The organism is Arthrobacter sp. 1088 (genome assembly GCF_031455315.1).
Taxonomy (GTDB): domain Bacteria; phylum Actinomycetota; class Actinomycetes; order Actinomycetales; family Micrococcaceae; genus Arthrobacter.
Window position 1 is genome coordinate 364,852 of the sequence record NZ_JAVDSM010000002.1, and the last position, 15,408, is coordinate 380,259.

13 protein-coding genes are annotated in these 15,408 nt (G+C 62.4%); 9 read left to right on the forward strand and 4 right to left on the reverse strand.

What is annotated here, in order from left to right; genetic code table 11:
* Positions 1–330: 330 nt before the first annotated feature.
* The 3 genes from J2Y41_RS04580 to J2Y41_RS04590 are packed head-to-tail and all read left to right on the forward strand — an operon-like array spanning position 331 to position 3,526.
* A complete protein-coding gene (locus J2Y41_RS04580) occupies positions 331–1,683 on the forward strand; it encodes an MFS transporter (protein WP_309926546.1) in 1,353 nt (450 codons plus the stop codon).
* Positions 1,680–2,531 (forward strand): aspartate/glutamate racemase family protein, encoded by an 852-nt coding sequence (locus tag J2Y41_RS04585; protein ID WP_309926549.1) that lies wholly within the window; start codon positions 1,680–1,682, stop codon positions 2,529–2,531. Before J2Y41_RS04580 ends, J2Y41_RS04585 begins: the two co-directional genes overlap by 4 nt.
* Complete coding sequence (locus J2Y41_RS04590) at positions 2,528–3,526, forward strand: zinc-dependent alcohol dehydrogenase family protein (RefSeq protein ID WP_309926551.1); 999 nt, start codon at positions 2,528–2,530, stop codon at positions 3,524–3,526. Before J2Y41_RS04585 ends, J2Y41_RS04590 begins: the two co-directional genes overlap by 4 nt.
* Positions 3,527–3,676: 150 nt before the next feature.
* On the opposite strand, the gene J2Y41_RS04595 is transcribed toward J2Y41_RS04590, so the two are convergent.
* From J2Y41_RS04595 to J2Y41_RS04610, 4 genes are all read right to left on the reverse strand, one after another.
* The gene (locus tag J2Y41_RS04595; protein ID WP_309926553.1) at positions 3,677–5,167 is read right to left on the reverse strand and encodes a helix-turn-helix domain-containing protein; all 1,491 of its coding nucleotides are present in this window, start codon (positions 5,165–5,167) and stop codon (positions 3,677–3,679) included.
* Complete coding sequence (locus J2Y41_RS04600; RefSeq protein WP_224089934.1) at positions 5,160–6,242, reverse strand: DUF917 domain-containing protein; 1,083 nt, start codon at positions 6,240–6,242, stop codon at positions 5,160–5,162. The genes J2Y41_RS04595 and J2Y41_RS04600 overlap by 8 nt, the downstream gene beginning before the upstream one ends.
* Positions 6,239–7,558, reverse strand: a complete 1,320-nt coding sequence (locus tag J2Y41_RS04605) for a hydantoinase/oxoprolinase N-terminal domain-containing protein (protein WP_224089933.1) — start codon at positions 7,556–7,558, stop codon at positions 6,239–6,241. Before J2Y41_RS04605 ends, J2Y41_RS04600 begins: the two co-directional genes overlap by 4 nt.
* Before the next feature lie 169 nt (positions 7,559–7,727).
* Positions 7,728–8,732, reverse strand: coding sequence for an Lrp/AsnC family transcriptional regulator (locus J2Y41_RS04610; RefSeq protein WP_309926557.1), 1,005 nt, complete (start codon positions 8,730–8,732; stop codon positions 7,728–7,730).
* A gap of 306 nt (positions 8,733–9,038) precedes the next feature.
* On the opposite strand from J2Y41_RS04610, the gene J2Y41_RS04615 reads away from it, so the two are divergent.
* The 6 genes from J2Y41_RS04615 to J2Y41_RS04640 are packed head-to-tail and all read left to right on the forward strand — an operon-like array spanning position 9,039 to position 15,396.
* Positions 9,039–9,959, forward strand: a complete 921-nt coding sequence (locus J2Y41_RS04615; RefSeq protein ID WP_309926560.1) for a polysaccharide deacetylase — start codon at positions 9,039–9,041, stop codon at positions 9,957–9,959.
* Complete coding sequence (locus tag J2Y41_RS04620; protein WP_309926562.1) at positions 9,956–11,272, forward strand: MFS transporter; 1,317 nt, start codon at positions 9,956–9,958, stop codon at positions 11,270–11,272. Before J2Y41_RS04615 ends, J2Y41_RS04620 begins: the two co-directional genes overlap by 4 nt.
* Positions 11,269–12,087 (forward strand): SDR family oxidoreductase, encoded by an 819-nt coding sequence (locus tag J2Y41_RS04625; RefSeq protein WP_309926564.1) that lies wholly within the window; start codon positions 11,269–11,271, stop codon positions 12,085–12,087. The genes J2Y41_RS04620 and J2Y41_RS04625 overlap by 4 nt, the downstream gene beginning before the upstream one ends.
* A 7-nt stretch (positions 12,088–12,094) precedes the next feature.
* Complete coding sequence (locus J2Y41_RS04630; protein WP_309926566.1) at positions 12,095–13,129, forward strand: 2-dehydropantoate 2-reductase; 1,035 nt, start codon at positions 12,095–12,097, stop codon at positions 13,127–13,129.
* Positions 13,126–14,322: a M20 family metallopeptidase gene (locus tag J2Y41_RS04635; protein ID WP_309926569.1), complete on the forward strand. Its 1,197-nt coding sequence runs from the start codon at positions 13,126–13,128 to the stop codon at positions 14,320–14,322. The genes J2Y41_RS04630 and J2Y41_RS04635 overlap by 4 nt, the downstream gene beginning before the upstream one ends.
* Positions 14,323–15,396, forward strand: a complete 1,074-nt coding sequence (locus J2Y41_RS04640) for an NADH:flavin oxidoreductase/NADH oxidase (RefSeq protein ID WP_309926573.1) — start codon at positions 14,323–14,325, stop codon at positions 15,394–15,396.
* Positions 15,397–15,408 lie beyond the last annotated feature (12 nt).

Consider the following 15,408-nt stretch of genomic DNA (forward strand, 5'->3'; position numbering starts at 1 on the left):
ATACTGCACCCTTGTGCTCAAGCTGGACGGGCAGACTGCATAAAAGCGGTGGCAGTTACGCCATGCCCGGACGGGTGCACCTTTTGGGCGGTAGTGCTTGGCGCCCAAACCTCCATGCCAGAAAAGTGCAAGCTGAACACCATCTGTGAGTTCTCGGTTTGTAGTGTGAGGGCAATCACTCGGCGGGAGGCTTGGACAGGCTGCTCCGAGTGGACGCCTGGATGAGCTGCTTCGAGGTGCACCGTGCATTCCTTGAGATCCGAACTGTTCTCCGTGCACAGAAACGCTGTTTGTCCTTCTTATCCCATTCGCAATATCGGAGGTCACGACATGTCCAATATCGACCCACTCGTTTCAGGGCCAGTGCCCGGGACTGCGAGTCCACCTCTCTCCATGGCCGTGGGGCACGCGTTCCGCGACATGCCTTTCGGGTTCATTCACGTCAAGATCTGTGCGGTCCTCTTCGTTGCTTTCGCAATCGAAGCCTGGGAAATGCTCATGCTCACCTACGTTGCCAGTGATCTGGCTACGAGCCTGCAGGTCGGAATGACGCAGGTAGGAATCGCCATTTCGGCGCTGTTCCTTGGCATGATTCCCGGGTCACTCGTTTGGGGACCCATCTCTGACCGGATCGGCAGGAAGGCCACCTGTGCGTGGAGCTTCTTCGGTTATGGCGTCTTTACGCTCCTGAGCTGCTTCGCGCCGAACTTTGAGGTCCTCTCGGTGGCTCGCTTCCTCTCCGGGCTTTTGTTCTCCGGCGTCTTCACGGTGACTTTCCCCTATTTTGAAGAACTGCTCCCTGTGAAGGTCCGCGGAAAGGCCACTGTATATCTGGCTGCAGGGTGGCCGATTGGCATCCTTGCCGCCCTCGGCACCGCTGCCCTGATCGGAGGGCACGGCTGGCGCTGGGTTATTGCTGTCAGCGCGCTTGCCAGCCTATGGGGCATCGTTCTATACAAGGTCGTACCGGAATCCCCCTACTGGCTCGCGAGGCGGGGCCGGAATGAAGAGGCACACGCTGTCCTCGAGCGTCTGGGTGCACGCGGCATCTCCCGGAGCACCATATTGACGGTCTCGGACGGCAAAAAGCTGTCCTTCTGGAACCTCTTCAAGGGGAGGATGGGCCGGATCACGGTTATTCAGGTCCTCATCAACTTCACCTTCTCCTGGGGCTACTGGGGACTTCAATCGTGGATGCCCACGTTGCTTGAAGGGCGAGGACTGAGCGCCTCATCAAGCTTTGGCTTCATCGCCCTGAGCGCGGTGCTCATGATCCCCGGCTATATGTCGGCCTCCTACCTCACTGGACGTTTCGGGCGCAAGTGGATCTTCACGATCTACGTCCTCGCCGCAGCAGCCGGGGGATTCTTCTTCGGGACAGCCTCCACAGAGACCGAGATGTATGTAGGCATGTTCTCCCTGGCTTTCTTCGCCCTGGGAGCCTGGGGTGTCTGGGACACGTGGATGGGTGAGCTCTACCCCTCAGCGCTTCGTGGCTCAGGCTACGGGTCCGGGCTTTTCGGTCAGCGCGTCGCAAATACGGTCGCGCCGAGTCTTGTCGGGCTCCTCCTGGCCTCAGCCACCGAAACTACTTCGACAATCCTCTTTATCAACATGTTCTTGTTTGCCACGGTCATCCTCGGCCTGTTCTTGCCCGAAACCGAAGGAAGTGAATTGGAATGATCAGCCCAAGCGAAAGTCTCGACGTTCTCCCGGAAAATACCCGGATCCTGTGGATCAACCCGCTGTTCACCGATCTTTACAACCGCGCAATGGCGGACTCCTTCCGCCAGATTGTCCGTCCGGGCACCGAAGTTGATGTCGTCTCACTTGATGGCGTGGGCCCCTCCCACGTTGAGTACAACGCCTTCGAGGCACTCATGCTTCCGCAACTGCTGCGCACGGTGCGCTGGGCGGAAGAAGAAGGCTACGACGCCGCCGTCATCGGTTGTTTCTACGACCCGGCGCTGCGGGCCGCACGCGAAATCACCGATCGTATGGTGGTTGTGGGCCCGGCGCATTCGGCGCTGAGCCTCGCCGGCAGCCTGGGCGAGCGATTCTCCATTCTCGTTGGACGGAAAAAGTGGATTCCCGAGATGGCCGAGAACGTCCACCGTTGCGGCGCGTCAGACCGTCTTGCCTCGTGGCGCGTGCTCGAGATGGGCGTCGACGACTTCCAGGCGGACCCGGCTCTCACGGAGAAGCGGATCATGACCGAAGCCCGCAAGGCCGTGGAGGAAGACGGAGCAGACGTCGTCATCCTCGGGTGCACGGCCGAATTCGGATTCTTCCAAACGGTTCAAGAGGAAATTGGCGTACCTGTGATCGACGCGACTGTGGCCCCGCTCAAACACGCTGAGCAGCTCGTGGACTCGGCCCGCCGTTTCGGTTGGACGCACAGCAAGCGCTTGGGCTACGACGGGCCGACCGCCCAAGAACGTGCGCAGTTTTTCCCGGCCCTCAAGCCAAAGCACATGGTGTCAATGACTTCGGCCCCTGTGTTGACTGAACTCTCGATGGTCCGGCCATGAGCAGGCCGGAATCCGCGGTTGTCTTCCGCGAACTGGGAGGCCCTGAAGTGCTGAGCGTCGAAGATGCTTCGCCACGTCCGGTCGCCGACAACGATGTCCGCATCGACGTCGCAGCATTTGCACTCAACCGGGCAGATCTGATGTTCATCCACGGGGAGCACTACACCATACCGGCGTTCCCCTCGCGCATCGGTTCCGAGGCAGTGGGAACGGTGACCGAGATCGGCAAGAACATCACGGCCTTCAACATCGGCGACCGCGTGACGAGTATTCCCTTCTACACCACGACTGACGGCGTGCAGGGAACGACAGCCGTCCTTCCGGGAGACTACCTAACCCTTGCTCCACCCGAGCTTTCGGATGCCGAGGCCTGCTCTGTTTGGATGCAATATCTGACGTCCTATTTCGCCTTCGCAGAGGTAGCCAATCTCGGATCCGATGACACCGTGCTCGTCACGGCCGCCGCCAGTTCGGCCGGGCTTGGCGCCATCGAGGTAGCGCGCGCACTGGGGGCGAGGGTGATCGCGACGACACGGACGGAGAAGAAGCGGTCGCTCCTCCTCGAAGCAGGCGCAAGCGAAGTTGCCCTTGTGGGAGTCGACGATGTCGGCGAGGTCATTGACCGCACCACCGACGGCAAAGGCGTGCGGGTCGCTTTCGATCCTATAGGAGGAGAGTCCCTCGGCACCTACGTCCATCACCTGGCACCCAACGCAGTGATTTTCGGGTACGGAACTCTGAGCGATCAGCAGCCCGTCATCCCCATGGCAGCAATGTGCAGGACTCAATCGGTGTTCCATCCCTACTCAATGTTCAACCACGTCGGACGGGCCGATGAACGGCAGAGAGGCGTCGACTTCATCCTCGAGCGGATCGGCTCCGGCGCGCTGCGGCCCAGGGTAGACAGGGTCTTTGCTTTCGACCAGGTGCTCGACGCTTACCGCTACATGGAGTCGAACGAACAGTCAGGGAAGATTGTTGTCCAGATAGGTTAGCCCTGTGGTCCCTGGATACCGTGTCCACAGAACAGTTGTCCATAGAACAGTTGTCCATGGAACAGTTCGAAAGGACACGGACCAGGGACCGTTCCCGGGCATGGACCGCGGTCACGGATTGCTGGCGGAACGGTATGCCCGCGTGCCCGCCTAGTCTTGCAAGGAGCGCTGCAGCACTTTGGCAATGAGGTGGACGGACAGCAACTCGGACGGAATATCCAGCCGGACACCGAGTTCCCGGGCCCGATTAAGCCGGGCCTGCAGGGTGTTCCGGTGCAAATTGAGGGACTTCGCTGCGAGGCTGACTGAGCTGCGGTGATCCAGGAAGACGGCCACCGCGGTAATAATCACGTCGCGGTCAGGAGATGCCATCAGGCGCGGCAGTGTTAGTTCGGCCACGAGCGCGACGGCGTCCATGTCCACGAAGCTGGTGGCCGCCGCCACCCCGAGTCTGGCGAGGCCTAGAACCGTACCCGGTCCCATCGACCGGGACGATTCAGCAGCCAGCCGGCCCTCACGCACGATCAACGCCAGCGCCGGGCCATCCTCCTGCCACCGGGACAGTCCGGCCACCAAGCCAAGCTCGGCAAGGGCCGGTCCCAGACGTGTCCTGATTCGGGTTTCGAGCTGCGTCGAGGCGTCCTGGTCCCCAGCCGGTACGAGCGTCAGCCAACCACCTTGAACCTCGGCCAAGGGACTGCGTGCTGTGACCTTGCGCCAGAGCAGGCGCAGCACAGCCGTCAGTTCGGGCCGATGGTCTTGCACCCGCCCGCCTCGGAACCACACAGCCACGTAATGCTCCCCTTCGCGCCAGCCCAGCTGGTTCAGCAGATGTCGGTGTTTCTCCTCGAATTCCGCCCCTGACGCATCAAGGTCCTGATCCAATTCCGCGAGCGCCGCTGTGGGAATGGCACGGGCAGAGCTGTGGAGGTCTTCCAACAACCAGGCGGCCTTCACCGCCGGGGTGGCTACCTCAAGGATTGAGCGCACCAGCCGCAGGTTGTGGACCCCGGATGTGGGCACGCTTGCTGTCAGGGTGAAGCGGAGGGCACTATTGGCCTCGCCGACTTCTACGGTGATGACTTCGTCAGTCTCCCGTGGAGGTATTCCGGCGGAGGCCAGCACCACGCCGTCGTACCCCAGCAAAACTCCCACCCCGTCCAGTTCCCTGGAAATGGTCTTGAGAACGTCACCGAGGGTGGTGTCCTTTGTGACCGCCCGGGCTACCCGGGCCAGTTCCGCATCGACCACCGACAGGGCAGCTCCGATCTCTGCCGACAGAGCCAACGCCAATGCCGCTGGGTCCCCGTCAGCGGCCAGGAGGGTGGTGCCCAATCGCTCCGCCAGTCCGACCGCTCCGCTTGCATAGGTAGTGCCGGCCACGACGACGGCGCTGGCCCGCCGCTCCCAAGCGTGTCGCAGTGCCGCGGAAACCAGCCAGCCACCTGATCCCATCTCTGGTGAGAGGACGACCACAGTGTTGGGACGCACCTGTCGGATTTCCTCAAGCTGGGAGACCAGAACTACGCTCTCTACCAACCCGCTCGATGGAGTGAGATACAGAGGCGTTGTGCCACGGAGTGAGCCGTGCGCCAACAGCCCGGCGAGATCGAGCCGGGTTTCATTTTTCGACCTACGCATGTCGCCGCCTTGGGTGCGCTATCGGGATGCCGAAGGCCTTGGGCTCAGTGAGATCAAGCCCCGCCTCTGTGTACCACTGTGTCGCTGCCGTAATCTTCATGATGTCCATGACGTCGCCCACCTGGACGTCGTCGATGTTGACCACCGTGCCCTGCTCGGAATTGAGCAGGGTAACCATGTCCGGGACGGCTGCTGTTACTTCGCCATCCACGAGGACCAGCAGGATCTCATTCTGGATTTCGAGACGAACGATGCGCCCCGTGGTCTCGTCCTCGAGCGTTACGCTGGAGGGTTGCGCCGGCAGGCCGAGGTCCGTTGGCCGCGAGAGGCTTTCGATGTGGCTCACGCGGGCCCGGGCGATGCGCGTGGTGCCGAGGAGCTCGGCGAGCATCGACAGCTTTCTCTCCACTGGGGTGTTCGCGTTGAGGATTTGCCCGATCCGGATCATCCGGCTGATGGAACCGTGGACGCCGTGTTCCTTCAGCTGTCGCGCTGAACACGGGTACATGGCGGTGGCTGCCCAGCCGCCCAGTTCGGTCACCAGTGCACGCACCAGCGTTTCGGCCCTCTGAGGGCTTTCCACCTCGACCACCGCCCGTTCCCCGGTTACCCCCTTGAGTGCGATAGGGCCTATCGCCACGTTTCCAATATTCAGCGTCGTTTGGCTGATCAAGGGGAAAACACGGCCCATGGGGTCGGAATCGATGACGGGCAGCCCGGACTGCAGTCCAACCATGAGGGGGACGATTCCGTTGATATTGGCGGCGGCAAGTGAATAGACCGCCCGCACCGAGCGCCCGAGATTGGCCTCGATGGCACGGATGCAGCCAAGGAACTCATCTCCCACCGGAGGCATATCGGCAATGAAAAGGCCCTGCGTGACCATTCCGACCGCCACCACCAGGTCGTCGGGAGCAAGCTCGTCAACGGTGATGAGTTCCAAAGACCGGCCCTCCATCGCCCGCTGGATCATTTCTGCGTAGATGTAGATGGCCGTCGGGTCGATGGTGCAGGTCAGGAAGTGGGCCCCGGTGCGGAGGTTCCGGACGTCTTCGGTAGTGAGTACGGTGCTCATAAGGTTGCTCCAGGGGCAGCTGTTGGTAGCGTGTGTTCCTCGTGGACGTACGTTTCTCCTGCCGCTTGGACCCGTATGCGAACGATACCCGGGTTGCCATAGGGCATGGCATAGACGTTCGATTCAATGATGCGGGTCTGCCCGGGGCTGGCGCCCAACTGGACCGCCGCTGAGTAGGCGTCCTCTTCGGCGAGGTTCTGTACGCGTTGCAGGTCATCCCGGCCGCGGACGGTCTCGAGCCTGTCGATCCACGCCGTCAGCGGCGCCCCGGCAGACCCTACCAGCGCGGCGTCCTGCGACGCCGGCAGAGTCGCCACCAGCCCGAACGGAAGCGCAGTCTCCTGATGCTCGCGGAGATCGGCAATCACGGAGGGGATGTCCGTGCGAACGGGATGGTGGACAGTGTAAGGCTCAAGTATGGCCGCATTGCTGGCGATGCTCGCGTCGAATCCTTGGCGGATGAGGCTTCTGGCGGCAGGCAAGCCTCCCCGGGTGTGGCCCACGGCGGCTCCGGCCTCCATGCAGAGAATGACTTCCCCATCGGGGATTCCCGCCAACGTGGCCGCGCCAAGGATCGCCATCGCGGACTCCGCGTACAACCCGTGCACAGGAGCCAACGCCAAGCGTGACAAAGGCGCCCGACCGCCGTCGTTCTTTCCAAACGACAAGAGGGTGGCCGGGAACTGGCGCCGGCCTGCCTCCTCAAGCAGGACAGCCAACTCTTCCCCCGTCTCCATCAGGGCACTGTTAAGGATGGCAGTGTAGTCGCGGTCCCGGAAAACGCTGGAATAGAAGTCACTGGAAATACTGATACGCATGTCCCGGTCGTTGCTGAGGATGGCATCGGCTATGCGCGTTTCATGGTCCTTTGACGCCGTCGAACCGACGGAAGTGATCGCCACGTTCCGCACGTCACCGGCAAGGATGCCTGGGAGATCGGCCAGGAACGCCTCCAGGTCCAACCGGGCCAGAGGCCGTCCCCGCAGGTCGTGACCCCCGCGGACATGAACGGTGCGGGTCACTGCCGGCTCAATAAGGGGTGGCAGCACGGTCATATGGAAGCGGTCCGCGGGAGGCCGGGGCGAAATACGGATGGCGACGACGCGGGCCAGCTTCCGCTCCGCCAGAACCCGTCCGACGTCGGCAGTGATCTCCGTGATGCTTGACGCGAACTCCCGACGGAGAGCGGACAGGGACGATTCCAGTGCTTCGGGCAAGCTGTCGGCGTGCACCTCCCGGGCGGCGGAAACTACAGTCCGCCCATCCAGTACAACGGTCCGGCAGCTGGTTCCCTGAAGCCGCAGTCCCACTCTCATTGTTCAGATCCCTGCCTGGCGTCTACCGACATTGAGTACCTGCCGACGGGTGGATATCTTCCATCCACATAGAGTCCACCACTAGTCGTCCTCTAATACTCCCCCAAATCACTGGAGAACAATCTTTGTTCAGAGACCGAGGGGAGCTGGATCAGGACACCACCGAACTTTAGCGCCTCAGGAGTCCCTCCATCTGTTCTCCGATGCGCACTCCATCCCTGTCCATCCAGTAGCGTCGAAGGATCCTGTGGCTGACGCACGTATCCATGGCCTGCACCCCAGGCAGGGCACCCACGTCCTCGGTGAGGAACTCGGCAAACTGTTGTGGCCCGGTGAAGACGCCATGGAACACCACCGGGGCTTTGCCCGTCACCATGGAGACCATTCGGGCGCTGGAGTGTGCGGCCAACGTGTCCAAAACCGTTCCGATGGACTTCGGCTTAATCTGCAGGGAGACGATCGCCGCGAGCGGAAAGCCTACCGCCCCGGGCTCCACTTCTACACGGGGTGACACAGCCCCTGTGTTCAACAGCGTCTGAATCGCCCGGTAAGCCGTGGAACTGCCAACATTCAGGGTCCGGGCGATCTCGGCCGCCGAAGCGCGGGCATTGCGCCCCAATTCGCCCATAGTGCGGAATTCGAGGTCGGTCATGTCTTCCGTGGACCGCAGCGGCGGCTGGTTCACCGGCACGACGTGCGCTCCCAGGGCTTCCTTCTGCTGACTGTTCAACCTCTGGAGTCGCCAGGACAGCGCAACGCGTTTGGAGTCAAGTACCAGTTGGGTTTCCACGGAGGAGATCCCGGCGAGGGACGGGATCCTACGGCTGACCAAATCATTCAGATTCGTTCCGAGGAGCGGGAAGAGTTCTGCATAGACGTCGCTACTCCCGGACGTGGTCATGATGTATTGGATCTCCGGAAACGCCTTGAGCTGTTCGGCGACGTCCAGTGCTTGTCCCGGATGGCAGCAGATCCACAGCTGCTGCGGGTTGCCCGAGAGGATAAGGGGCCAGGCGAAGCGGCCGACGACTTTCATCAGCCGCTCGTCCTGGAGTCGCTTGAGCCTTCGGGTGATAGTGCTCGTCGGAACACCCAGGATCTCGCCCAGTGCGTTAGCGGGAACTCGGGGGGCTATCTGGAGGGCGGCAACGATGTCGTGATCCGTCTCGTCCATGCGTGAGTTCCCATTCCTCAGGGAGGTCTGGGGTGTCGTTTGGTCCGTTGCCTGATCTGATATTTGATCCACCGTCATAGTAGCTCCAGAATACCTCGCCAGGGCTCGCATTGGGAGACGTAAAAACCACAGGGTTGCCATCTTATGAATGATTTTTCCATTAACCCTTTGCTCATGTGCACGATTTACTCTACCGTTGAAGACGTGAGAGCTGTATCACTCGCGATAAGCAGCCATGCGCCTCCGGGAGAAGGGATCGACCCGGCAGATCCGATGCAGCGATACCATGGAAAGAGAGCCCAGACAATGAACCACTCAGAACCTTGGGAATGGCCTGAACCGCAATGGCGCGGTCATGTGAACAAGATCCGCGCGGGCCAATCCCTCCTTCACCCTGATCCAGCCGCGCGCTGGAAGGACGGTGCCAAAGTAGCCGTCCTGCTGTCCTTCGACTCCGACCACGAGACACCGTCACTGCGGGACGGGGAAACATCGCCTGGTCGGATGGCCCAGGGAGAGTACGGTGCCCGCGTGGCCGTGCCGAGAATCCTGGAACTTCTGCGCCGCTACGAGGCACCGGCGTCTTTCTATATCCCTGCAGTGTGTGCCTTGCTGCGTCCGGAAGAGATTCCCAGGTATGTGGACAATGGCCACGAAGTCGGCGTCCACGGATGGATCCACGAGCGGAACACCCTGCTGACGTATGAACAGGAACTGGATCTGCTGGGCCGGGCCACCGACGTCCTGCACAAGCAGTCGGGGACCAAACCGGCGGGCATCAGGACGCCCTCCTGGGATTTCTCAGATTCCACCCTTGAGGTGGTGCAAGAGCTCGGCTTCCTCTATGACTCCTCGCTCATGGCTGATGACGAACCGTATGAACTGCTCGCGGAAGGTTCGCAGACCGGCATCATCGAGATCCCGGTTGACTGGATCCGGGACGACGCCCCGTATCTGATGATGGACCGCTACTCAGGTCTTCGTCCGTACATGCCTCCGCGGCAGCTCACACAGATCTGGAAGGACGAGTTTGACGCTGCATACGCGGCAAACAGCGTCTTCCAACTCACCCTCCACCCCCACATCATCGGGCACCGTTCACGGCTGATCGTGCTCGAAGAACTCATGGAATACATCCGATCCCACGACGGCGTCTGGATCACCACCCACCAAGATCTTGCAACCCATGTTGCCTCCCGGCTCACCACAAGGACTTCCAACTCATGACAACACAGCAAGTGCCCGCCGAAGCGGTCCACGAAACCAAACTCTCCGCGCGCGGCCGCAAGGCAATCATTGCCGGCGGTATCGGTAACGCCGTCGAATGGGTGGACTGGGCCGTCTACACCACCTTTTCCTCCGTTTTTGCCCACCACTTCTTCCCCAAGGGCGACCCCATCGCGGCGCTCCTTGCCACGCTCGCAATTTTCGCCGTTGGGTTCGTTATGCGGCCAGTCGGTGCGGCCGTCATGGGGGCTTATGCGGACAGGCACGGACGGAAGAAAGGCCTTGTTCTAACCATTGGCCTAATGGCCGGATCGACGGCCGTCATCGGCCTGGCACCCACTTTCGAAACCGTGGGGCTCCTTTCGCCGATCATCCTCGTGGTGGCCCGCATGGTCCAGGGCTTCTCGGCCGGCGGTGAGTTCGGATCCTCATCGGCTTTCCTGGTGGAATCTGCCGCTCCCCGCCGCCGCGCCTTCGCCGGGTCGTGGCAGCAGGTCTCGGTCGGAGCGGGTGTTCTCCTTGCCTCCGGTGTAGGCGCCATCATCACGTCGAACCTTTCCAAGGATGCACTGGACAGTTGGGGCTGGCGCGCGGCCTTCATCGTCGCGGCATTGCTAGGGCTTGTGGGCCTGTGGCTCCGGTCTTCGGTGGCTGAGACAGACTCCTTCACCAACGCCCAGCGCCGCAGCGAGGCATCAGGCGAGCGTCGACGCAACTCTGTCTTCACCATGTTCGTGAAGCACCCCAAGGCCACGCTCCGGGTCTTCGGCATCACCATCGCCGGAACACTCCTTTACTACATGTGGGTCTCCTACATGCCGACCTACGCTGCAGTAGCAACCGGCATTCCATTGAGCCAGGCTCTGCTTGCCAACTTCATTGCCGTTGGCCTTTTCCTGGCGCTATTACCTTTCGGAGGTCTCCTCTCGGACAAAATTGGCCGGAAGCCCACCATGACCGCCTTCGCCGCTGGTTTCCTTCTCTTCTCCTGGCCAGCGTTTACCCTGCTGAACGGCAACTTCTGGATGCTCCTGTTCATCGAGGTCGTGGGCGTCATCCTGCTCCTCGGATACTCTGCAAATTGCGCGGTGATCATGGCGGAACAGTTCCCCGCAGAGGTCCGCGCCACGGGAATCGGCGTCCCGTACGCCTTGGCAGTCGCCGCTTTCGGAGGCACCGCCCCGTACATCACCACCTGGATGAACACCAGTGGCTACGGCAGCCTGGTTTGGGTGTACTGCGCCATCGCTGCGGCGATCGGCCTGGCTGTCTACCTGACCATGCCCGAAACCAAGGGCAAGGCGCTCGATTGAGCCGCCACGCAGTAGTAACAGGGGCAGGAAGCGGCATCGGACGCAGGGTGGCGGTTCGGTTCGCCGGGCTTGGCCACCAAGTGACCCTGGTAGACATCAACCCCGCGCCGCTCGAGTCCGCAGTCAAAGAATGCCGTGAAGCCGGTGCCCAGACGGTCCGAGCGGTGATCGCGGATCTCGGTTCCGCCAACGGCCCCGGGGACATGATCGCTGAGGCCTGGTCAGCTGCACCCGTGGATGTACTGGTCAACTCGGCAGGGATCTACCCGGCTACTCCGTTCCTGTCGCTGGACGCCCGGAGCTGGGACGCCGTACTGAACCTCAACACCCGGGCGCCATTGCTGGCCACCGTGGCTCTGGCACAGCGTGTTGTCCAATCTCAAACCGCCAATGAACCCGGCAGGGGCGCGAACGTGGTCAATATTTCCTCTGGGGCGGCCCTCCGCGCCCGCCCCGGCGCGGCGCCATACTCCACGTCCAAGGCGGCCCTGGAAATGGCCACCAAGGCATCGGCCCTCGAGCTGGGTCAGTACGGCATCCGTGTGAACGCCGTCGCTCCCGGGTGCGTCACGGTGAACAGCAACACCAACCCGGTCACGGAAGAGTACGCGTCCGCGGTCTCCGGCAACCCGTTGGGGCGCCGGGGCGAGCCTGACGACATTGCCCGCGCGGTCGTATGGCTGGCCGGGGACGAAGCCGAATGGATCACCGGAGAGACCCTGCGTGTCGACGGCGGTTCCTCCGCCGGCGCTATCAACTTGCCCCTCCACTGGGCACCTCAGGCTGGCAGCGACGCCCGCATCAGAAATTCCTAAGGAAGTCATGAAGAATAATCCCTACACAGTAGTGGGTGCCGGCGCCATCGGCGGCACCCTGGCAGCACACCTCCACGCCCAGGGCGTCCCGGTCCAGGTCGTGGACGCCGACGCCGACCATGTAGAGGCCATCAAGAAGCACGGCCTCCAAATCAAGCGCCCCACCGGCGTCTTGGTGGCGCACGTCTCGGCGTACACGCCCGAAGACGCCCCCGATCGCATGGAACGAGTTCTGCTTGCAGTTAAGGCCCAGGCCACGGACAGCGCCGCCGCGTGGATCGCCCCGCGGCTGAGCAGCGACGGCTACATCGCCTCCATGCAGAATGGGCTCAATGAAGCTATCATCGCGGCGCACGTCGGCGCCGATCGAACCCTGACAGCTTTCGTGGATCTCTTCGCCGACGTGCTGGAGCCGGGTGTCATTAGCGACGGCGGCATCGGCGCCATGGCGTTGGGTGAGTTCGCTGGCGGCGTCAGCGACAGAGTGCGGCAACTAGCCGAAGACCTGCGCCACTGGGGCACGCCCAAGGTTACCGACAACGTTGCCGGCTTCTTGTGGTCCAAGCTTGGTTTTGGCGCAATGCTGACGGCAACGGCCCTGGCCGACGCCGACATGAGCGAACTCATCGACCGACACCGACCCGCCATGAATGAACTCGCCGCGGAGGTGTTCGATGTCGCGGCGGCCGAGGGGATAAGGCTCGAAGGCTTCGACGCCTTCGACCCTGCCAGCTACGTCCGGAGCGCGGATCCTGCAAGGAACTCCGAGGCAACGGACGACCTCATCAAATGGCTCTCCACCCAGACCAAAACGCGCTCAGGGATCTGGCGGGACATTGCTGTGCGGCATCGCCCTACAGAGGTGCCCACGCAGTATGAACCTGTCATCGACGCCGCTGCCAGGCACTGGCTGAAGCTTCCCCTCATCGAGGAGCTGGTTGCCGTGATCCGGGGGCTGGAAGCCGGATCCATTGCCATGGACGAGGAGCATCTCGCACGCCTCGACCGGAAAGCCATCGAGAAAATGGATACGGTCCGATGAGCGGCATCAAGGACCTGACGGCATGGGTGGGGCAGAGGCGCTCCGACATCGTGGGTGACCTGACGGCCTACGTTTCACGAGAGACCCCGTCCGACGACAAGACCCTGCTGGTCTCAGGTTTGGAGTGGATCGAGGAATGGCTGCACAACCGCTTAGGCGAACCCGGCGCCCGGCGGATCGTCGACGGCGGCGAATGGGGCGACACGCTGGTGCTCGACTATCCCTCGGACCAGGGATCCGAAACATGGATCACCGCCTTGTGCCACTACGACACAGTTTGGCCGGCTGGGACCCTCCGGAACTGGCCGCCGACCGTTGAAGGCGACCGTTTTTCCGGACCCGGCGCTTTCGACATGAAGGGCGGTCTGGTGCAGCTCGTCTGGGCCCTCAGGGCGTCAAAGGAACTGGGCCTTCCCCGCCCGAATGTGCGCCTGGTACTCAACGGCGACGAAGAACTGGGCAGCCCGGCCTCCCGGCTGATCATCGAGGACGAGGCTCTGCGCGGTGACGGCGTGCTGGTGTTCGAAGCCAGCGCACGGGGAGCGTTGAAGACAGCCCGCAAGGGAGTTGGCATCTTCGAAGTCACCGTTGATGGCCGCGAGGCCCATGCCGGACTCGACCCGGAAACCGGGGCCAGCGCTATCGATGAAATCGCCCACGTGATTATCCAGCTCCATGCCGAGACAGACCTCGCAAAGGGAACCACGGTCAATGTGGGTCTCGTCCATGGCGGGACCCGCACGAATGTCACAGCCGGCACAGCGACTGCAAACCTCGATGTCCGGGTTTCCTCCGATTCCGAGGCTCGCCGGATTAGTGCGGTGCTGGAGGGGCTCAGGACCCGGCACGAAGCTGCGACGCTGACCGTGAGCGGGGAGTGGAATCGGCCCGTCATGACGCGGTCGCCGCAAACTGCCCGCCTTTTCACTGCTGCCGAATCCGTTGCGGGGGAACTCGGCTTTGAGCTGGCTGAGACCTCGGTTGGCGGTGCCAGCGATGGGAATTTCGCTGCCGCGCTGGGCCTGCCGGTTCTCGACGGCCTTGGCGCGGTGGGAGACGGCGCCCATGCGAGGAATGAGTGGATCAGCGTGGCTGGCATGTTGGAGCGCACCTGCCTGGCCAGCGGCCTGCTCGCCACCCTGCACGAGTCACCGGAGATCCTCCGGAGTGCACCGGATGCAGCGGTTGCCTAAGTGGATCGTGGAAAAGCAGGACAGCCGCTGACACTTCGCGGCCTTGAGATTCCCAACAGGATCTGGATGTCCCCAATGTGCCAGTATTCGGCCGGACCCGATGGGGTCCCAACGAGTTGGCACACGGTCCACTACGTTTCCCGCGCCATTGGGGGCTCGGGAACCGTTATGGTGGAATCCACGGCCATTGGTCCACGTCATCGTACGACGGCCAGCGACTTGGGGCTCTGGAACGGGCAGCAAGTGCAGGCGCACTCCAGGCTCGCCGCAGAGATCCGGGCAGTCGGCGCCGTAGCCGCCGTTCAGCTCCAGAGCGCGGGCCGGAAGAGTTCCCACAAAGTGCCATGGCTCGGTGAAGGCCAGAACAGCCCCGTTGCGTTGGACGACGGCGGCTGGATTCCGATGGCCCCCTCCCCCAGGCCGTTTGGGGACCTCACGGTGCCTGCTGAGATGACGGTGGGCGAGATCGACAAGGTCGTGGAAGACTTCGCGCAGGCGGCCTCGAACGCGCACGAGGCGGGCTATGACGTCGTCGAAATCCATGCAGCTCATGGATATCTGCTCCATCAGTTCCTCTCGCCCGTCTCCAACCACCGCCTGGACGACTACGGCGGCTCCTTGGAAAACCGGATGCGGATGCCGCTCCGGGTCGCCCAGGCCGTCCGCGACAGCTTTCCGGAGCACAAGCCTGTCTTCGTTCGCCTAACGGCAACTGACTGGATCGACGGCGGAATAACCCTGGATGAAGCGAGGGATTTCGCCAGGAGCCTGGCCGGGACAGGCATCGATCTCCTGGACGTGACGTCGGGAGCCCTGTCCCTCGACGCGCAGCCACCCAAAAGGCAAGCCCTGAATGTGGAGTTCGCCCAAACGTTGCGGGCAGAGAGCGGAATTCCGGCAGCACCCGTAGGGCAGTTGTCGGATCCGGAACTCGTGGGGACCGTTCTTGAACAGTCAGGCGTTGACGCGGTGATTGTGGGCCGGGCACTCCTGCGCGACCCGTACTTTGCGCTTCGCCTCCTCGGGGACCACTCCAAAGCCCGTTGGCCGAGGCAATATCACCGAGCGCTGTAGCGCAACTCACGC